The 18,953-nt window shown below is 54.1% G+C and carries 15 protein-coding genes and 5 tRNA genes; 5 read left to right on the top strand and 15 right to left on the bottom strand.

The window, feature by feature from the left end; all coding sequences use genetic code 11:
• Positions 1–364: 364 nt before the first annotated feature.
• The 7 genes from tldD to PJU73_RS09225 all read right to left on the bottom strand — a co-directional run bounded on the left by tldD (position 365) and on the right by PJU73_RS09225 (position 6,031).
• Entirely contained in the window at positions 365–1,807 is a 1,443-nt protein-coding gene (gene tldD / locus PJU73_RS09255; RefSeq protein ID WP_237090387.1) for a metalloprotease TldD, read from the bottom strand.
• 950 nt (positions 1,808–2,757) lie between these two features.
• Complete coding sequence (locus PJU73_RS09250) at positions 2,758–4,626, bottom strand: biotin--[acetyl-CoA-carboxylase] ligase (protein WP_237090388.1); 1,869 nt, start codon at positions 4,624–4,626, stop codon at positions 2,758–2,760.
• The gene (gene rfaE2 / locus PJU73_RS09245) at positions 4,623–5,129 is read right to left on the bottom strand and encodes a D-glycero-beta-D-manno-heptose 1-phosphate adenylyltransferase (protein WP_237090389.1); all 507 of its coding nucleotides are present in this window, start codon (positions 5,127–5,129) and stop codon (positions 4,623–4,625) included. Before rfaE2 ends, PJU73_RS09250 begins: the two co-directional genes overlap by 4 nt.
• 164 nt (positions 5,130–5,293) lie before the next feature.
• Positions 5,294–5,371 (bottom strand) — tRNA-Pro (locus tag PJU73_RS09240).
• Positions 5,372–5,767: 396 nt separating this feature from the next.
• A tRNA-His gene (locus tag PJU73_RS09235) sits at positions 5,768–5,843 on the bottom strand.
• 8 nt (positions 5,844–5,851) lie between these two features.
• Positions 5,852–5,928, bottom strand: a tRNA-Arg gene (locus tag PJU73_RS09230).
• Positions 5,929–5,953: 25 nt separating this feature from the next.
• Positions 5,954–6,031 (bottom strand) — tRNA-Pro (locus PJU73_RS09225).
• A 249-nt stretch (positions 6,032–6,280) separates the two neighbouring features.
• On the opposite strand from PJU73_RS09225, the gene folD reads away from it, so the two are divergent.
• The 3 genes from folD (at position 6,281) to gap (ending at position 9,828) form a co-directional block, all read left to right on the top strand.
• Positions 6,281–7,132 carry a bifunctional methylenetetrahydrofolate dehydrogenase/methenyltetrahydrofolate cyclohydrolase FolD gene (gene folD / locus PJU73_RS09220; RefSeq protein WP_237090390.1) on the top strand — a complete coding sequence of 284 codons (852 nt, stop codon included), beginning with the start codon at positions 6,281–6,283 and terminating at the stop codon, positions 7,130–7,132.
• 125 nt (positions 7,133–7,257) lie between these two features.
• Positions 7,258–8,109, top strand: coding sequence for an RnfABCDGE type electron transport complex subunit B (locus tag PJU73_RS09215; protein WP_237090391.1), 852 nt, complete (start codon positions 7,258–7,260; stop codon positions 8,107–8,109).
• A gap of 690 nt (positions 8,110–8,799) precedes the next feature.
• Entirely contained in the window at positions 8,800–9,828 is a 1,029-nt protein-coding gene (gap, locus tag PJU73_RS09210) for a type I glyceraldehyde-3-phosphate dehydrogenase (RefSeq protein ID WP_237090392.1), read from the top strand.
• A 145-nt stretch (positions 9,829–9,973) separates the two neighbouring features.
• Here the strand turns inward: gap and PJU73_RS09205 are convergent.
• The 5 genes from PJU73_RS09205 to fur form a co-directional block, all read right to left on the bottom strand.
• A tRNA-Lys gene (locus PJU73_RS09205) sits at positions 9,974–10,049 on the bottom strand.
• A gap of 126 nt (positions 10,050–10,175) precedes the next feature.
• On the bottom strand, positions 10,176–11,099 hold the full coding sequence (gene gluQRS, locus PJU73_RS09200; protein WP_237090482.1) for a tRNA glutamyl-Q(34) synthetase GluQRS: 924 nt from the start codon (positions 11,097–11,099) through the stop codon (positions 10,176–10,178).
• A 112-nt stretch (positions 11,100–11,211) separates the two neighbouring features.
• Positions 11,212–11,934 (bottom strand): leucyl/phenylalanyl-tRNA--protein transferase, encoded by a 723-nt coding sequence (gene aat / locus PJU73_RS09195; protein WP_237090393.1) that lies wholly within the window; start codon positions 11,932–11,934, stop codon positions 11,212–11,214.
• Positions 11,935–11,962: 28 nt separating this feature from the next.
• Positions 11,963–12,340 (bottom strand): lysozyme inhibitor LprI family protein, encoded by a 378-nt coding sequence (locus PJU73_RS09190; RefSeq protein ID WP_237090394.1) that lies wholly within the window; start codon positions 12,338–12,340, stop codon positions 11,963–11,965.
• Between the two features lie 105 nt (positions 12,341–12,445).
• Entirely contained in the window at positions 12,446–12,880 is a 435-nt protein-coding gene (gene fur / locus PJU73_RS09185; protein WP_237090395.1) for a ferric iron uptake transcriptional regulator, read from the bottom strand.
• A 263-nt stretch (positions 12,881–13,143) separates the two neighbouring features.
• Here fur and PJU73_RS09180 point away from each other — a divergent pair, with 263 nt between their 5' ends.
• Both PJU73_RS09180 and dapB read left to right on the top strand, forming a co-directional pair.
• Entirely contained in the window at positions 13,144–13,524 is a 381-nt protein-coding gene (locus tag PJU73_RS09180; RefSeq protein WP_237090396.1) for an outer membrane protein assembly factor BamE, read from the top strand.
• Between the two features lie 24 nt (positions 13,525–13,548).
• The gene (gene dapB / locus PJU73_RS09175; protein WP_237090397.1) at positions 13,549–14,352 is read left to right on the top strand and encodes a 4-hydroxy-tetrahydrodipicolinate reductase; all 804 of its coding nucleotides are present in this window, start codon (positions 13,549–13,551) and stop codon (positions 14,350–14,352) included.
• Positions 14,353–14,463: 111 nt separating this feature from the next.
• Here the strand turns inward: dapB and PJU73_RS09170 are convergent, their stop codons facing one another.
• From PJU73_RS09170 to argJ, 3 genes are all read right to left on the bottom strand, one after another.
• Entirely contained in the window at positions 14,464–15,741 is a 1,278-nt protein-coding gene (locus PJU73_RS09170) for an AmpG family muropeptide MFS transporter (RefSeq protein ID WP_237090398.1), read from the bottom strand.
• Between the two features lie 514 nt (positions 15,742–16,255).
• The gene (locus PJU73_RS09165; RefSeq protein ID WP_237090399.1) at positions 16,256–17,626 is read right to left on the bottom strand and encodes a chloride channel protein; all 1,371 of its coding nucleotides are present in this window, start codon (positions 17,624–17,626) and stop codon (positions 16,256–16,258) included.
• A gap of 87 nt (positions 17,627–17,713) precedes the next feature.
• Positions 17,714–18,934, bottom strand: coding sequence for a bifunctional glutamate N-acetyltransferase/amino-acid acetyltransferase ArgJ (argJ, locus tag PJU73_RS09160; protein WP_237090400.1), 1,221 nt, complete (start codon positions 18,932–18,934; stop codon positions 17,714–17,716).
• Between the last annotated feature and the right edge of the window lie 19 nt (positions 18,935–18,953).

Genomic DNA, 18,953 nt, shown 5'->3' with positions numbered 1-18,953 from the left:
TTTCAGATGGCATTAAAATAAGATTTAGAAACAGGTACATGCTTTGGGCATGCACCCTACGGGCAAGTGGCGGTAAAGGTAGCGTGCATGCCCAAGCATGCACGGGTTGTTGGTGGAACAGTTTGTTAATAAAACGGCATAAATCCGACACCTTCCCAAAAACCATGCCGTCTGAAAACGAGGATAACGAGTTTCTGCGCAGCTAAAACCGAAGGTTTCGCCAAAACGAGTGCAACGGGTTTTGCGCAACTAAAATCAGGTTTTCAGATGGCATTAAAATGAAGTTTAGTACAGGTGCATGCTTTGGGCATGCACCCTACGGGGGGCTTTGTATGCCGTCTGAAAATTGCTGTCGGGCAACTGTTTACAACTCACTACCACCCACGGTCAGTCCTGCGTCGATGCGCAGGGTCGGTTGGCCGACGCCGACAGGTATGCTTTGGCCTTCTTTGCCGCATACGCCGACCCCGCTGTCTAATTTGCTGTCGTTGCCGATCATGGAAACGTGTTTCAATACTTCCGGCCCGTTGCCGATAATGGTTGCGCCTTTGACGGGATATTGCAGTTTGCCGCCTTCGACCCACCATGCTTCGGAGGCGGAAAAGACGAATTTGCCGCTGGTAATATCGACCTGACCGCCGCCGAAATTGACGGCATAAATGCCTTTATCGATGGAGGCGATGATTTCTTCGGGGGCGTAGCTGCCGTTTTCCATAAAGGTGTTGGTCATGCGGGGCATGGGGACGGCGGAATAGCTTTCCCGGCGGCCGTTGCCGGTTACGCTGCTGCCCATCAGGCGGGCGTTGGTTTCGTCCTGCATATAGCCGACTAAAATGCCGTCTTCGATCAAGACGGTGCGGCCGGTCGGGTTGCCTTCGTCGTCGATGTTCAGCGAACCCCGCTTGTCGGCAATATCGCCCTGATCGACGACGGTTACGCCTTTGGCGGCGACACGTTCGCCGATTTTGCCGCTGAATACGCTGGTTTCTTTGCGGTTGAAATCGCCTTCCAAGCCGTGGCCGACTGCTTCGTGCAGTAGCACACCCGGCCAGCCGCTGCCCAATACGACGGTCATTTCACCTGCGGGGGCGGGGCGGGATTCTAAGTTGGTCAATGCCTGTTTGACGGCTTCATCGACAAAGTAACGGATTTTGTGTTCGTCAAACTCTGCCAGACTGTAACGCCCGCCGCCGCCGGCGCTGCCCTGTTCCCGCCGTTCGCCCTGTTTGGCAATCACGCTGACATTGAGCCGCACCATCGGGCGGATATCGGCGGCGTGTTTGCCGTCCAAACGTGCCAGATAAATCATATCGTATTCGCAGGTCAGCCCCGCCATCACCTGCACGATTCTCGGATCGGCGGCTTTTGCCAGCGCTTCGACTTTATGCAGCAGCGCCACTTTTTCCGCCGATGCTAAATCGGCAATCGGATCAACCGCTGCGTGAACGGCTTTGCCGTGCTGCACCTGCGGCATCCCCACGCTTTTGGACTGCCCCGCCGCGCCGATGATTCTCACCGCCTGCGCCGCCCGCTCCACCGCTTCGGCATTCAGGCTGTCGGCATAAGCAAACGCCGTTTTATCGCCCGATACAGCCCGCACGCCCACCCCTTGGTCAATCTGAAAACTGCCCGATTTCACCATGCCTTCTTCCAAATGCCAGCTTTCATACGCCGTACGCTGGCAATAAATATCGGCATAATCGACTTGGCGGCCGCCGATGATGTTCAGGCTGCGCATCAGCGCTTCGGGCGAAAGGTGGTTGGCTTCCAGCAGATCACGCTGTACGGTGGAATAGATGGGTAACATAATGTTCGTCAAAGCAAAAGAAATGCGGGCAATTATACGGTATCGCCGTTGAAATTTATAGTGAAATAAAAGCGGTTACCCGCATCATTACCCATCAGGCAAACAGGCCGTCTGAAAACGAACGGAGTGAGTTTCTGCGAAGCTAAAACCGCAGGTTTCGCTAAAACTAGTGCAACGAGTTTCTGCGAAGCTAAAATCGGGGGAATGTATTTATATAGTGGATTCACTTAAAAAAGAGAACAAGGCAAGGGGACAGTTATGATGTGAAATTCACCGAACCTGTGCGTGCTGTGGCACGCACGCTACGCCAAACTCAGTAGAGTGCATGCCTAAGCATGCACGGGTTCGTGAAATTTCACACCAATTATGTTGGTGCACGACCCAACCTGCGCCCCGTACTCTTTCTTAAGTCAATTTAATATAGCCGGTTTTAGCTTCGCAGAAACTCACTCCGTTCGTTTTCAGACGGCCTCTAAATGTTTTATTTCTTTTAAATTCAACACATTAAATAAAAATACTAAATTTTTTCAATAATAGTATTGATAATAATTATTATTAGCGTATAATCATTTGCATACGGAAGCCGTCTGTTCCGTCCATTAAACAACCGATTATCCCGTCCTTTTACCACTTGCTACGGAGTATGCCATATACGATACATTCTGCCTTGATACCCGATACTCAAAACCGAAAAAACCGGCCGCCTGAAATGGGCGGTCGGTTTTTTTGTGGCGGTTGAATTATGTTGAAGCTGAACCGGATTTACGCCGATGGTTGATATAGTGAACTACCCCCACCAAGCACTACAGCGTTGGCTTCGCTTGTCGTATTGTCCCGTGCATGCTTAGGCATGCACGCTACGGGTGGGCTTGGTGTAACATGCGTGCCGAAGCACGCATGGGTTCTTTCGTTTGCGGGTAATGCCGTCTGAAAATCCGATTTTAACCGCCCTATCCCTGTTCGACCCAGTTGAGCAAACCGTAAATCACCAGATTGTCCACGACTTTGATGGTATTGGCGGCGGTAAATTCGGGGGGGAGTGCCTGTACGACTTTGGCTGCGCCGCCGCCGGTGATGATTACGTCCACTTTTTTGCCGCTGCCGGTGCTTGTTTCGCCGCCATCGGTTTCCTGTGTTTTGGCGGTGTAAAAATCGGTTTCTCTGGTTTTCAGACGGCTGTGCATTACCATCAGTGCGCCGCAGACGGCATCCATCATGCCGCTGGCCAAGGCGTTGGAGGTGGTGGTTGGGAAGGGGTACACTTTGCCGGCGGGGCGGTTGAGGTTGGCGGTTTTCTGTGCCATGGCTTCTTTCATCAGGTGGAAGCCGGGCATGATGGTACCGCCCAGATAGTGGTTGTCTTCGGTTAGTGCGTCGGTGGTTACGGCGGTGCCGCAGCTGACGACGACGCAGGCCCGGTTGCTGAAGCGGCGGCTGCCTAAGGCGTTGAACCAGCGGTCGGCACCGTGTTCGGCGGGGTTGCGGTAGTGGTTGCGTATGCCCAGCCCGCTGCTCATTGACGACAGCCAGACGATGTTTTTGCCAAGCTGCGCCTGTACGGCGGCTTTTTTGGTTTCGCCGCACACGGCGCAGCCGATGATTTCGACTGTTTCGCTGCCGTGGTTGCGCCATTCTTCGCCTAACTGCTGCAAATCCCGATACGGGGCGTGGCTGACGTGTCGGAATGTGCCGTTTTCGACCCATGCCCATTTCAGACGGCTGTTGCCGGCATCGAGCAGCAGATAGCGTTTCGGCGGGGCGGCGGGCGGGGTGTCGCTCGGGCGCAGGCTGATTTCGCCGCTGACGATGGTTTTCCGGCCGTCTGCGGTATCCAGCAGTAGAGCGCCTTGTTCGGTAAAGCCTGCCAACGTGCCTTCGTGCAGCGGTTTGCCGTCCAGCAGCAGGCGCACGGGTTTGCCGTAATCCCGATTGGCGGCGGCATAATCTGCCAACATCGGGGCAAATCCGGCGGCGGCAAAGCTGCCGAACGCCTGTTTCAATTCGCCCAGCAGGGTATCCAGCAGGCGGGAAACGGAAATGCTGTGCTGCAAGGCCGTCTGAAAATGGGGGGAACGGGTTTCGCTGTTTTCAGACGGCCTGTTGGTGCGGACAGCGGCGGTTTCGGCGCTATGCTGCAATGCCTGCACCGATACGGCCTGTTCGACATCTTTGGGCAAAACAAAATTGATGCCGATGCCGACCACTGCTACGGTTTTGCCGCCGTTGCGCACGGTTTCAATCAGAATGCCGCCCAGTTTGCTGCCGCCGACCACCAAATCGTTGGGCCATTTAATCTGCGTCTCCAATCCCAACGCTGCCAGCGCACGGCGGCATGCCAAGGCGGTTGCCAAGGCCAGCGCCCCCAATTCGTGCTGCGGTTGGTCGAATGTCCAGCCGAAGCTGAACATCAGACATTCGCCCAAACGGTGCTGCCAGCTCCGCCCCTGCCGCCCCCGCCCTTTGCTCTGCCGGTGTGCCAGACACAATACCTGATGGGCGGCGGCGCTGTTTTGCCGTGCCAGCGCCAGCATTTCATCGTTGCTCGAAACGCATTCGTTTTTCAGCAGGGTTTGAAAACCGTGCCTGCCGCCGATTTCCTGCAACAGCGTTTCGTCCAACACCGCCAGCGGGCGTACCAGCCGCCACATGCCGTCGTGCTGGCGCAGCAAACCCCGGATATGTGGCGGCATCTGCTGCCAAAATCCGTTTAACTGGTGCGGCTTCACGCCCGCCAATCGGCTCAGTTGGGAAACGTGTTGCGGAAGGCCGTCTGAAAGTGCTGCCAACACCCGCCAATGCGGCGGTTTGAGTGCCGTCATTGCTCTGCCGCCTCCGCCGCACGGATTTTCGCCAGTGTCTGCGTGGTCGAAGTTTGGTGGATAAACGGAATCGAATACACCCGTCCGCCTTGTGCCGCCACTTCTGCCGCTCCGACGATTTTGTCCACAGGCCAGTCGCCGCCTTTAACCAAGACATCGGGTTGCACCGCTGCAATCAGCGCCGCCGGTGTATCGTCGTCAAACCACGTAACCAAATCCACGCTGCCCAGCGCCGCTGCAACGGCGGCACGGTTTGCCAGCGGATTAATCGGGCGGTCGCTGCCCTTGCCCTGCCGCCGTACCGAAGCATCGGTATTCAGCGCCAACACCATCGCCGCCCCCGTTGCCCTCGCCTGCGCCAGATAAGTTACATGCCCCCGGTGCAGAATATCGAAGCAGCCGTTGGTAAACACCAGCGGCCTCGGCAATGCCGCCAAACGCTCCGCCAGTTTTTCGGGCGGACAGATTTTTTGTTCAAAATCGGGCAAAGGCCATTCAGACATTGCAAACTCCCCAAAAATAATCAGAATAAACGGAATCATACCGAAACGGTGCAAAAAAGCAAAAGGCCGTCTGAAAATCGGGGGGTTAGAAGCACCATATTTTCAGACGGCCTTTGCGGCGGCAATAAAAAAACCTGCTTCTATGAAGCAGGTTTTCAAAACTGTGGTCGGGGCGGTGGGATTCGAACTCACGACCCTCTGCTCCCAAAGCAGATGCGCTAACCAGGCTGCGCTACGCCCCGACTTGAAGACGTTATTATAGTCTTTTGGCAAAATCCGTCAAGCCGATTTTTCGGGGGAATGGAAATTTTCCTGACAACCATCGGTATAATAAAGAAATTATGCGCCAATGCCATACAAGGCCGTCTGAAATAGGGTTTATATGTAGATTCACTAAAAGAAATAAGGCGTATGTTGGGTCGTGGGTCAATCTAATGTGAAACTTACCGAACCCGTGCGTGCTGCGGCACACACGCTACACCCAATCCAGCAGTAGCACGTGTCTGTTAATATACAGTGAATTGAGAATGTGTTAGAAATTCGGTAAATTTATAGTGAAATAACCCATGCCAAACCCCACCCCGTTTCAATCCGCACACAATATGAAAAAGCCTGCATATTGCTATGCAGGCTTTATCTGGGGTGGCTAATGGGGCTCGAACCCACGACAACCGGAATCACAATCCGGGGCTCTACCAACTGAGCTATAGCCACCGTAAACTTGGCACGCCCGACAGGAATCGAACCTGTAACCCCCGACTTAGAAGGTCGGTGCTCTATCCGGTTGAGCTACGGGCGCTCATGCCGTTACGTGCAGTAAACTGTGGTCGGGGCGGTGGGATTCGAACTCACGACCCTCTGCTCCCAAAGCAGATGCGCTAACCAGGCTGCGCTACGCCCCGACTTGAAGTAGCGAACTATACAGATATGCTGCAAAGCTGTCAATCGCTGCCCGCCAAAAATTTCTGCATTTATCAATAAATATTTATTTTCACAATAAATTATTATCCGACATCAAGCTGCCTTGCTCTGCCGTTGCACCCTGCCGCCGATATTTTACACCGGCAACAGGTGTCAAAAGCCGTGAAAAATGCGATAATTGTCAACAATTCTGCTTCCCCAAACTTCCAATTTTAAAGGAACACTCCGCTATGTCTGCCCAACTGATCAACGGCAAAGAAATTTCCCAACAACGCTTGGCTCTGGTCGCCCAAACGGTTGAAAAGCGCCAACAATCAGGCCTGCACACGCCTTGTCTGGCGGTGGTTTTGGTCGGCGACGATCCCGCCAGTGCCGTGTATGTACGCAATAAAAAACTGGCCTGCCAAAAATCGGGCATCAAATCGCTTTCCTACGAACTGCCTGCCGCCACCACGCAGGACGAGCTGCTGGCTTTGGTGGACGAGTTGAACGCCAACGCCGAAGTGGACGGTATTTTGGTGCAACTGCCGCTGCCGCCGCATATCGACAGTCAGGCGGTGTTGGAACGGATTTTGCCGCATAAGGATGTGGACGGTTTCCACCCTTATAATGTGGGTCGGTTGGCGGTCAAAATGCCGCTGATGCGACCCTGTACACCCAAAGGTGTGATGACACTGCTGGAAAGTTACGGCATTGACCCGAAAGGGAAAAAAGCAGTGGTTGTCGGCGCTTCCAACATTGTCGGCCGCCCGCAGGCTTTAGAACTGCTGCTAGCACGTGCCACCGTTACCGTCTGCCACAGCGCCACGCAGAATCTGGCGCAAGAAGTGGCGGCGGCGGATATTTTGGTGGTCGGTGTCGGCATTCCGAATTTCGTCAAAGGCGAATGGATCAAGCCGGGCGCTGTGGTGATTGATGTCGGCATCAACCGCTTGGACGACGGTAGTTTGTGCGGCGATGTGGAATTTGAGGTTGCCAAAGAACGTGCCGCCATGATTACCCCTGTACCCGGCGGTGTCGGCCCGATGACGATTGCCACTTTATTGGAAAACACTCTGCGTGCCGCCGAATTGCACGATTAAATAGCGACATTGCCGACCATGCCGTCTGAAAATGCGTTTTTCAGACGGCATGATTGTTTTTACGCCATACACGAACGAAACTATATTCTGCTAAAATAAGCGTTTTTTCCAATTTGAAACACATCATGACCGCCACCGCCCAAAGCCTCAACCGACTGCTGCCGCAAACCCAATGCCGGGAATGCGGCTACGAAGGCTGCCTGCCTTACGCCCAAGCACTTGCCGACGGTAGCGCCGCCGTCAATCTGTGTGCGCCCGGCGGGGAAATCGTGATGCGCGACATCGCCGCCCTGCTCGGCAAAACGCCGCTGCCGCCGGCAAAAATCCAAACACCAGCGATTGCATGGATAGACGAAGCCGCCTGTATCGGCTGCACTGCCTGTATCCGTGCCTGTCCAGTCGATGCCATTATGGGGGCGCATAAACTGATGCACACCGTTATCCGCAGCGAATGCACCGGCTGCGGCCTGTGTGTCGCCCCCTGCCCTGTGGACTGTATCGATATGCAGCCCGTTGAAACCGATTTTCTGCCGCAGGCACGCCACTTGGGCAACAGCAGCGAAGCCCGTTTTGCCGCCGCCGGACACGCCCAAACCCGCTACGAACGCCATACCGTGCGCCAACAGCGGGATCAGGCGGAACGCAAAGCCATGCTGGACGAACGGGAAGCCGCCACCAAAGCCCGCCAAGCCCAAACCGCCCCCGCCGCTGCCGCATTCAATCCGATGGATTTAATCGCCAAAGCAATGGCAAAAGCCCAAACCCAGCAAACGCAACTGGTTACCGCCCATAATCGGGAAGGTTTTAAAAACAAACAGTTGGAGGCCGACAAAAAACGGGCCGAACTGCGCCGCGCCCAACGGGATATGAAATACGGCAACGATGAAGAAAAAGCCGCCGCCCTCGCCTACCTGCGCCGCTACAAAGCCGAACAGGAAGCCAAAGCGGCGGAACAGGTGGGCAAAGCTGCGCATTAAAGTTTTTTAAGTTGAACCAAGCCGTCTGAAAATTGCAGTTTTCAGACGGCTTGGTTTATTTGTGGCGCAGGGATTTTATTGATGGGACATGCTCGAACTGATCTATAGTTAAAACACCGAATTTTCCATACAAAAGCAGGCGTAGGTTACGGTTAGCGAGGCACAGGCGTAACCCGACAAAACCTTATGTTTCAAGGCATTTTCAATCGTGTTGGGTCTCGACCCAACCTACGCCCTGTTTAAAAACCGTATGAATTATTCAGTGTATTTACTATATAAAGTGAATTCACTTTATTTCTGCCGAATAATACTCCACACCGGCAACTTCTCTCCCTCTCCTACGGGAGGGAGTCGGGGTGAGTTTTTTTCCGTATCCGCTGTTTTTATTCAAACTGCCAAAATTTTTCCCTCTCCCCAGCCCTCTCCCACGGGGCGAGGGAATCGAGTAGCAGAATATTTACCGTTTGATTGGTTCATTTTTCTAAGCATTTCGCAACCCTCGTTATTTTCCTGCCAGCGCCCGCCACCGCTCGATAAAATATTAATTACATCACACTACATCTTTTGATATAATCTGCCTGAAATTTTTCCTGCCAACCCCGATGGCGGTGCCGCCTTGATTTTCAGACGGCCTGCGGCGAAAAATATTTCCGCCGTCCGCCACCGCTCTAATAAAGAAAAGGACACATCATGGCTATTAAAGTTGCGATCAACGGTTACGGCCGCATCGGCCGCCAAGTATTGCGTGCGATTTACGACTACAATCTGCAAGACCAACTCGAAGTGGTTGCCGTCAATGCCAGCGGTAGTATTGAAACCAATGCCCACCTGACCAAATTCGATACCGTACACGGCCGCTTTGCCGCTGATGTTTCCCATGACGACAAACATCTGATTATCAACGATAAAAAAATTCCTTACTTCTCCACCCGCAACCCAGCCGAGCTGCCGTGGAAAGAATTGGGCGTGGATTTGGTGATGGAATGCACCGGTGCGTTTACCAGCAAAGCCAAAGCCTCGGTACATTTGGAAAGCGGTGCGAAAAAAGTCTTGATTTCCGCTCCGGGCGAAAGCGATGTTGATGCAACCGTGGTTTACGGTGTGAATGATGATGTGATTACTGCCGATATGACCGTGGTTTCCAACGCTTCCTGTACCACCAACTGTTTGGCGCCGGTTGCCAAAGTGCTGAACGAAAGCGTCGGCATTGTCAAAGGTGCGATGACCACCATCCACGCCCTGACCAACGACCAAACCGTTACCGACGTGCGCCACAAAGACCTGCGCCGCGCCCGCAGCGGTGTGGAAAACATGATTCCGACCAAAACCGGCGCCGCCAAAGCCGTGGGCTTGGTATTGCCTGATTTGAAAGGAAAATTGGACGGCTTGGCGATCCGTGTGCCGACCGTCAATGTATCCTTGGTTGACCTCAGCTTCCAAGCCGGACGGGACACCAGCGTAGAAGAAATCAACGCCGCCCTGAAAGCCGCTTCCGAAGCAGGCCGTCTGAAAGGCGTATTGGGCTACAACACCCTGCCGCTGGTTTCGATGGACTTCAACCACACCACCCAAGGCAGCAATTTTGATGCCACGCTGACCAAAGTCGTGGACGGCAATATGGTCAAAGTATTCGCATGGTACGACAACGAATGGGGTTTCAGCTGCCAAATGCTGCGCACCGCCCAACGTATGTTCGGCTTGGAAGTGCGCGAATTCTAAACCTTAACTTTCCGGTTCATTAAACACTTCATGCCGTCTGAAAACCGCAATCGGGTTTTCAAACGGCATGATTTTTATTTTTTTCCTAGCCTATCGTACCAATACAAAAAAGCCCAAACATTTCTGTTTAGGCTTTTTTAAAACTTGGTGGGTCGTGAAGGATTCGAACCTTCGACCAACGGATTAAAAGTCCGCTGCTCTACCGACTGAGCTAACGACCCGATAAGCTGTGCATTATAGAGATGCCTGATGATGCTGTCAATCATTTTGTGCGATTTTTTATTCTCAATCGTTCAGATAATTGGCACAAAAGGAAATTTTCTCAAGCCACCCCGTGCCGACATATACTACTCGGTGCAAATTGCCTGTTTGGGAACACGGTTCAGATGCCAGTTTTGCACCGCCCATGCCAGCAAATCCTGCGGTTTATCGACAGACGGGGCGGCGGGAAGGTTCAGATATGCCGTTACCTGCCGCAACAGTTGCTCGGTTTGCTGCATATCGAGGGCGGGGGCGAGGGTTTGTTTCGACCATTTTTGACCTTGGCGGTTTACCAGCAGCGGTAGGTGGGCGTAGTTCGGCGTGGCGGCGTTCAGGCAACGTTGCAGGTAGATTTGGCGGGGCGTGGAAACCAGCAAATCCTGTCCGCGCACAATATGGGTAATCCCCTGATCGGCATCGTCGGCAACCACTGCCAGCTGATATGCCCAAAAGCCGTCGGCCCGCAGCAGGACAAAGTCGCCGATGTCCTTAGCAAGGTTTTGCTGATAATCGCCGACAATGCCGTCTGAAAAGGCGATGTTTTCATCGGGAACACGAATCCGCCAAGCAGGAACTTTGCCGGAAGGGTTTTCAGACGGCATGGCATAACGGCAACGGCCGTTGTACACAAAGCCGTCCACGCCGCTGCGGGCGGCGGCCTGCCAGTCTTTGCGGCTGCAATAACAGGGATAAACCAAGCCTGCCTGTTTCAACTGCTCAAGCGTGTGGCGGTAATAGTCGTGGCGGCGGCTTTGGTAGGCCACTTCACCGTCCCACTCGAAACCGAACACCTCCAGCGTGTGCAGGATATGGGTGGCCGCACCGTTCATTTCCCGGGGCGGGTCAAGGTCTTCCATACGTACCAGCCAACGGCCGCCGTTGGCCCGTGCATCGGCATACGAAGCCACGGCGGTCAGCAGCGAACCGATGTGCAGCAAGCCGGTCGGACTGGGGGCAAAACGCCCGATATAGCCGCCCGGTTCGGCGGTATGGGGATTTTCAGACGGCATCATAATCACTTTCCTGCGTTTTCGGCATGGCACATGACAATAAAATCAAGCGGAACATTTGCATATTGAAATTCCGTTTATCCATCAATCAAAAACATCCAGCGGAACTATTTTACCCGCATTCCCGAACCACGCCGCTGCTGATGGTTTGCGTTAAAGGTTGGTGATTCAAGGTTTGTAAGGCCGTCTGAAAATCGGTAAACGGCATGGGCTGCGAGCCGAAGCGGCGCAGGTGGGCGGTATCCTGCTGGCAATCGATCAGGCGTATGCCGCATTGTGCCAGAAAGGGAACGGCGGCGGCAAAGGCGATTTTGGAAGCGTCGGGGGCAAGGGCGAACATGGATTCACCGTAGAATACGCTGCCGATTTGTACGCCGTAAAAACCGCCTGCCAGTTTCAGACGGCCTGTTTCATCGGGATAGCGGCATTCGAAGGAATGAGCAAAACCCAAGCGGTGCAGCTTGGTGTAGGCCGTCTGAAATTCGGGGGCAATCCACGAGCCGTCCTGCCCTGCTCTCGGTACGGCGGCGCAGTGGGCAATCACGTCGGCAAAGGCTTGATTGACGGTAATCTGATAGGTTTTATGGCGCAGGGTTTTTGCCAGCGAGCGGCCGATGTGTAAGTTTTCGGGCAATAACACGGTGCGCGGGGCGGTGGCGTACCAATAAAACAAACCGTTGTGGGAAAACCACGGGAAAATTCCCTGCCGGTACGCCGCCAGCAGGCGGCCGGTGTCCAAATCTCTGCTCACGCCGACCAAGCCGTCGCATTCTGCCAGTGCGTAATCGGGTTGCGGGAAACGGTAGTCGCCGGGCGGTAAAAACGGGATATTCATGATTGGTACTCTGTTTGACGGGCCGGCATCAAAATGATTCGGCCAATTCTTGCAGCTCTGCGCTGCGTGCCTGATTCAATTCCATCGGGCAATATGAAGACATGGGCGAACCAATGTATTGCCCCGCCAATTCACAATGTTGGTTACGGTAGGCCAGCCATGCTTTTTGGCTGTTTTCAAATTTTTGCGCTGCTTCGGGATTGTCTTTTTGCAGCGCAGTATGGATTTTACGGTATGCTAGGTTTATCTGCTTTTTATAAACCGCCGAAGCACGCTCGGAACATTCGTACACTACCGCATTGTTCATCATGCCTGCCTCTTGGGTGCAACGTTCGTAAATATCATCTGCATAAACATTTGCCGCTGCCAAACACAGCAACGCAGCCAATATTTTTTTCGTCTTCATTTTTCTGTTTCCCATAACATTTCAGACGGCATCTGCAACAGATGCCGTCTGAAAATCAGTGTAACAAATCATTATCGGGCCGTATGCAAAACGGCAAGCCGCCAATCAGCGTTTGCCTTTTGCCTGACAATCGGCACACACGCCGTACATATACAGCGCATGATCGACAATGCGGTAGCCGTTTTCTTCGGCGATTTTGTCTTGCAGCGCTTCGATTTCCGGATTGTGGAACTCGGTAACCAAGCCGCATTTGACGCAGACGATGTGGTCGTGGTGGTCGCCTTTGTTGAGTTCGTAAACCGCTTTGCCGCTTTCAAAATGGTGGCGCTGCAAAATGCCCGCCTGCTCAAACTGGGTCAGCACCCGATAAATGGTGGCGACACCGATTTCGATGCCCTCGTCCAGCAAAATCCGATAAACGTCTTCGGCGCTCAAATGCGCATCGCAATGTGTTTCAAACAAATCCAAAATTTTCAGGCGCGGGCCGGTTACTTTCAGGCCGTTGTCTTTCAATTGGGCAATATTGCTGAATTTTTCCATAGTCTTCAATACCCCTGTCTTATAATTACCGCTATAATACGCATTTTTAGGCTGCTTGCCCACTATGATGCAATAGTGGTTTGCTATGAATGCCTGCAATCCGGCGGCAAGCGTGTTAAAATCGTCCAACTTCTAAAGATGATTATCGTTTGCTTTTGAAAGATATTCAAGCCATATTGTTGAAACACCCGCCCATACCGGCTTCTCGGAGAGTGCCGCATGGAAACAGTCGGGGTGTTTGAACGCCACAGAAAGGTACAACAGTGAACAAACCTCTATGCCTCGCCCTTGCCGCCCTGCTCGGTCTGGCCGCCTGCAGCGCAGAACGCATTTCCCTTTTCCCTTCATATAAACTCAAGGTGATTCAGGGCAACGAACTCGATTCCCGTGCCGTTGTTTCCCTGCAACCGGGCATGAGTCGGGACCAAGTGCAGCTGCTGCTGGGTACGCCGCTTTTGCGTGATGTCTTCCACGCCGACCGCTGGGATTATGATTTTACCATCAGCCGCAACGGCATTGTTCAGGAAAAAACCGATCTGACGCTTTATTTTAAAGACAATGTTTTGGTAAAAATCGAAGGCAATGCCATCGAGCGTGCCGCACAGCAGCTTGAAGCGCAGCGCAATGCCGCCCAAGCCCGATAAACCGCCACCGTCAGGAGAACAAAAATGAGCGCATTGAGAATCGCCATTGCCGGAGCCAACGGCCGCATGGGCCGGGTTTTGGTACAAGCAGTCGACCAACACCCCGACACCGTATTGAGCGGCGCATTGGAACACGCCGGTTCGGACGCATTGGGTTTGGATGCCGGTCTCACTTCCGGCCTGAAAACCGGCATCACGATTTCGGACGACATCGACACCGTACTCGCCCAAAGCGATATTTTAATCGACTTCACCCGCCCCGAAGCCACGCTGCAGCATTTGCAGAAATGTGCCGAACACCAAGTCGGCATCATCATCGGCACCACCGGTTTCGATGATGCAGGCAAAGCCGCCATTCAGGCCGCCGCCGAACAAACCGGCATTGTATTTGCCGCCAACTTCAGCATCGGCGTGAATCTGACCTTCCACATTCTCGACACCGTCGCCCGTGTGTTAAACGAAGGTTACGACATCGAAATCATCGAAGGCCACCACCGCCACAAAGTCGATGCCCCGAGCGGCACGGCGCTGCGCATGGGCGAAGTGATTGCCGACGCATTAGGTCGGGACTTGAAACAGTGTGCCGTTTACGGACGGGAAGGCCAAACCGGCCCGCGCGATCCTTCCACCATCGGCTTCGCCACCGTGCGCGCCGGCGATATTGTCGGCGACCACACCGCCCTGTTTGCCACCGACGGCGAGCGTGTGGAAATCACCCACAAAGCCTCCAGCCGCATGACTTTTGCTTCGGGCGCTGTACGTGCCGCCGTGTGGCTGGGCAAACGCAAAGGTTTATTCGATATGCAGGACGTTTTGGGCCTGCGTTAAACCGGCAAGGCCGTCTGAAAAACGGTTTCTGCTGCACATCAAAAAGCCGCTGCGGTTTATCGACCGCAGCGGCTTTTTTGTATCAATTATCTATGTCTTTACCGTCAATCATTACGACACCGAAACCGCCTTCTTATTCCACGGCGCTACTTTAAACAGCAGCAGCATACCCGGAATGCCCAAGAAGAAACAGAGCCAGAAGAAATCGACATAACCCAGCCACTCAATCAGATAGCCGGTCGCCGCATTCATAAACGTTCTCGGAACGGCCGACAAGCTCGACAACAGGGCAAACTGGGTGGCGGTAAACACAGTATTGGTCTGCTGCGCCATATACGACACAAACGCCACCGTTCCCAAGCCCACGCCGACGGCTTCGGCGGCAATCACCACCGCCAGCATGGTGCGCTCCGTCGCCCCGATCTGATCGAAATGCCCGAAACTTGCCAGCCAAGCAAAACCCAAAATCGTTACCCACTGCACCAAGCCAAACAGCCACAAGGCACGGTTTACGCCGAGTTTATTGACCCAAACCCCGCCGATAATCCCGAAAATCACCGCCGGCCACAATCCGGCGTTTTTCGCAATCAATCCGATATCGGTTTTGGAAAAACCCATATCCAGATAAAACGGCGTAGCCAGCGCCGTCGCCATACTGTCGCCGAGTTTATACAGCAGAATAAACGCCAACACCGTCAGCGCCTGCGTCAGACTCTGGCGGGTAAAAAAATCCCGAAACGGCTCGATAATGGTCTGTTGCAGCGTCAAACGCTGGGTTTGCAGCCTAACCGGTTCGCGGGCAACCAACAGCGTGGCCAGCAGCCCCGGCACCATAAACAGCGCCGTAACGACAAACACCGACGACCACGGCATGATGTCCGCCAAAATCAGGCTCAACGAAGCCGGAATCAGCGAGGAAATACGGTAACTGTTGACATACAGCGAATTGCCCAACACCAATTCCTCGTCCGACAACACCTCCCGCCGGAACGCATCAATCACAATATCCTGACTGGCGGAAAAAAACGCCGTAACCAGCGACAGCCCCAAAATAATCTGCAAATGCTGCTGCGGTTCAAGCAAGGCATAGGCCGACAGCAGCAGCAGCAAAACAATCTGCGTCAGCAACATCCAGCCCCGCCGCAGCCCCAAACGGGGCAAACGCACAGCATCCATCATCGGCGACCAGATAAATTTCCACGTATAGGGAATACCGATCAGGGCAAACAGGCCGATGGTTTTCAAATCAACCTGTTCGCTTCTGAGCCAAGCCGGAATCAGGCTGTAGAGAAAATACAGCGGCAACCCCGATGAAAAGCCGGTAAAAATGCAGATAAGCATCTTCCGGGAACAGATTTGCCGCCAAGTGCTGCTTTTTAAAGAAGTCATAACGCTTCAACCCTGATGATTTTAAGGCGGTATTGTAACAAAAATATTATCCGCCCATTAAGAAAACTAGGCCGTCTGAAAATGCGGATTATCGTGAATTTACTTTAAAAGTATTGCAATGCAAGCCACTTTTTCCCGATTTTAGCGCAACCTACGGTTTTAGCTACACAGAAACCCGTTACCCTCGTTTTAGCGAAACCTTCGGTTTTAGCTGCGCAGAAACTCACTACTCTCGTTTTGGCGAAACCTTCGGTTTTCAGACGGCATTCATGTGTAGTTAAAGAACCCGTGCATGTTCAGGCAAGCACACCACACACTGTTCCCCGTCCCGCTGGCGGGAAAAGGGTAGGGAAAGAGTGGCTCACTTGGGGCGTAATATTTCCTTGGTTAATTCACTATATTGCTTTGAGTTTGTTTCACTATACATACTTTAAAAATATACCGAAACCCTGATTTTCAGACGGCCTATGCCGTCTGAAAATCAGGGTTTGCCAAATAACCGCCAATAATCCGTTTATTTCGGCGGCTGTTTTGCTGCAGCCTGTTCTTCCTGCTGCAGCGTGCGGCAAAAGCGCATGGCGGCGGCGTGGTAAAACGGGCGGGGGGAAAACTGGCGGGAAACTTGGGCGGCGAAAATGGCGCTGATCAGCAGCCAGAACAATAAGTTCTGTCCGCCGGTCATTTCCATCACTACCACGCTGGAAGTCAGCGGCGACTGGGTGGCGGCGGCCAAAAATGCCGCCATGCACAGCAGCACCAACACGTTTGCGCCGCTTTCCAAGCCCGCCAAAGTGGCGACACGTTCGCCCAGCATGGCACCGATGGTCAGCGACGGGGTGAAAATGCCGCCGGGAATGCCCGCCCAATAAGACAATACGGTTGCCAGCCATTTGGCAACGGCCACGCCGGCGGGGGCTTCGTACATGCGCCGCAATGCGCCGGAGGCTTCATGATAGCCGGTGCCGAAAGTCTGACCCTGATACAGTGTGCCGAGTGCCGCCAGTGCCACGCCGATGGCGGCGGCAAGCAGCAGCGGGTGGCGGCGGATAAAGCCGCGCATTTTCTGCGGGGCGACGGCGGTTGCGCCCTGATACAGCAGTCGGGCAAACAGGCCGCCCGCCATGCCGCAAACCAAGGCAATGCCCAGCACCCAGCCGATCATGTGTTCCAATTCGCTGCCGTGGAAGCCGGAAAAATAGGGGTTGTTGCCCTGTATCGCCACTTGGATGAAACCGGCCGCCAATACGCCGATGAAAATCTGACGTTCCCAGCGCAGTAAAACGCCTCTGCCGAGTTCTTCGATGGCAAAAATCACCCCCGCCAGCGGTGCGTTAAACGCCGCTGCCAAACCGCCTGCAGCACCGGCGGCGATTAAGTCGTTTTCACGCAGGTTTTTAAAGGCGAGTTTGCGTTTGTTGCACCATTTGCCCCATGCACACATTACGGCGGCACCGACCTGCACCGACGGCCCTTCCCGCCCGATGGACGCACCGAAGAGCATACCGAGAAAGGTCAGCGGGATTTTCAGCAGTGTCTGGCCGAAGCGTATCATGCGGGTTTTGCTGCTGCCTTGGGGTAACGATAGCGAGGCCAGCACCTGCGGAATGCCGCTGCCTGCGGTGTAAGGGGCGTATTTGCGGGTCAGCCATGCCAGCAGCGGCAAGCCCAGCGGCAAGGCAATCCAGGCGAAATAGGGATATTTCTGCACCAGATGGCGGTTGAGTTCGAGCGCATAGTCGGCAAGATGGGCAAACACCAGTGCGGTGAGTGCCACCAGTGCTGCGCCGGCGAGTAAAAAAACGAGTGCCGTGGTTTTGCGCGACAGACGGCGTGCCTGTCGGGCTTTACGGGCAATACGGTAACGGAGGTTCAAAGGCGTTTTCATGTTTCAGCGTCTTTGGTTCGTGCAGGCTGTAGTGAAACCGCCGCAAAAGCCATGCACAATCTGCGGCACTTTGCGGCGACTGCGCCATCAGCTGCGGTAATCAGCGTTGATACGCACGTAATCATAGGAAAAATCGCAGGTATAGACTTTGGCGGCGGCCTGACCCCGCATCAATTCGATGCGTACGGTGATTTCGTCCTGCGCCATCACCGCCTGCCCCTGATCTTCGGTATAAGCCGCTGCACGGCCGCCCTGTTCGGCAACCAATACGTCGTCCAACCACACTTTCAGACGGCCTGTGTCCAAATCTTCGACACCGGCATAGCCGATGGCGGCGAGAATCCGCCCCAAATTCGGGTCGGAAGCGAAAAAGGCGGTTTTGACCAGCGGCGAGCGTGCCACGGCATAGGCAATCTGTTTGGCTTCTTCACGGTTTGCCGCCTGCGTTACTTCCACAGTAATGAATTTGCTGGCACCTTCGCCGTCCCGAACAATCGCCTGCGCCAATTCTTCCGCCAGACTGCCGAGCAGTTCTTTCAACTGGCGGTAGCGAGGATCGGCGATGTTGTCGATTTCGCTTTGACCGTTTTTCGCCGTAGCGACAATCACGAAACTGTCGTTGGTGCTGGTATCGCCGTCCACGGTAATCGCATTGAACGACATATCGGCGATTTCCTGCGTCATCTGCTGCAGCACCGGCTGCGACACTGCCGCATCGCAAACGATAAAGCCGAGCATGGTCGCCATATTCGGGTGAATCATGCCCGAACCTTTGGCAATGCCGGTGGCTTTCACGGTATGGCTGCTGCCGACCAAACCCTCACGGCTGGCGGCTTTGGGAACAGTGTCGGTGGTCATAATCGCCCGTGCCGCATCGTTCCAATGCACCGGTCTGAGCTGGGCAACGGCTTTGATGATTTTTGCGGCGGGTAAGGGTTCTAAAATCACGCCGGTGGAAAACGGCAAAACCTGTTCGGTTTTGCAGCCGATTTGTTCGGCAACCGCCGCACACACAGCCACAGCGTCCGCCCGCCCCTGCACGCCGGTGCCGGCATTGGCGTTGCCGGTATTGACGACTAAGGCACGCACGCCCTCCGCCTCGGCCAAATGCGCACGGGCGGTTTCCACCGGCGCTGCGCAAAAGCGGTTTTTGGTAAACACCGCACCGACAGTATTGTTTTTACCCAACACCAGCAGCGTTACATCATCGTGATCGGGCTTTTTCACTCCCGCCTGTCCGACATAAACCTGTACGCCGTCGATATGCAGCAAATCAGCGGCACTTTTTTCGTGTAAATTCACAGCCATAATTTTACTCCTTGATTGT

Source organism: Neisseria lisongii, from assembly GCF_028463985.1.
Taxonomy (GTDB): Bacteria; Pseudomonadota; Gammaproteobacteria; order Burkholderiales; family Neisseriaceae; genus Neisseria; species Neisseria lisongii.
Note: the sequence above shows the minus strand (reverse complement) of the source record. Positions and strands in the feature narration are given on the sequence as shown.

Coding starts and splice junctions, on each gene's coding strand:
- tldD (WP_237090387.1), bottom strand. CDS start 1,807: ATGTTACCCATCTATTCCACCGTACAGCGTGATCTGCTGGAAGCCAAC.
- PJU73_RS09250 (WP_237090388.1), bottom strand. CDS start 4,626: ATGACGGCACTCAAACCGCCGCATTGGCGGGTGTTGGCAGCACTTTCA.
- fur (WP_237090395.1), bottom strand. CDS start 12,880: ATGGAAAAATTCAGCAATATTGCCCAATTGAAAGACAACGGCCTGAAA.
- gap (WP_237090392.1), top strand. CDS start 8,800: ATGGCTATTAAAGTTGCGATCAACGGTTACGGCCGCATCGGCCGCCAA.
- PJU73_RS09215 (WP_237090391.1), top strand. CDS start 7,258: ATGACCGCCACCGCCCAAAGCCTCAACCGACTGCTGCCGCAAACCCAA.
- argJ (WP_237090400.1), bottom strand. CDS start 18,934: ATGGCTGTGAATTTACACGAAAAAAGTGCCGCTGATTTGCTGCATATC.
- gluQRS (WP_237090482.1), bottom strand. CDS start 11,099: ATGCCGTCTGAAAATCCCCATACCGCCGAACCGGGCGGCTATATCGGG.
- PJU73_RS09165 (WP_237090399.1), bottom strand. CDS start 17,626: ATGAAAACGCCTTTGAACCTCCGTTACCGTATTGCCCGTAAAGCCCGA.
- rfaE2 (WP_237090389.1), bottom strand. CDS start 5,129: ATGTCTGAATGGCCTTTGCCCGATTTTGAACAAAAAATCTGTCCGCCC.
- aat (WP_237090393.1), bottom strand. CDS start 11,934: ATGAATATCCCGTTTTTACCGCCCGGCGACTACCGTTTCCCGCAACCC.
- folD (WP_237090390.1), top strand. CDS start 6,281: ATGTCTGCCCAACTGATCAACGGCAAAGAAATTTCCCAACAACGCTTG.
- dapB (WP_237090397.1), top strand. CDS start 13,549: ATGAGCGCATTGAGAATCGCCATTGCCGGAGCCAACGGCCGCATGGGC.
- PJU73_RS09190 (WP_237090394.1), bottom strand. CDS start 12,340: ATGAAGACGAAAAAAATATTGGCTGCGTTGCTGTGTTTGGCAGCGGCA.
- PJU73_RS09170 (WP_237090398.1), bottom strand. CDS start 15,741: ATGACTTCTTTAAAAAGCAGCACTTGGCGGCAAATCTGTTCCCGGAAG.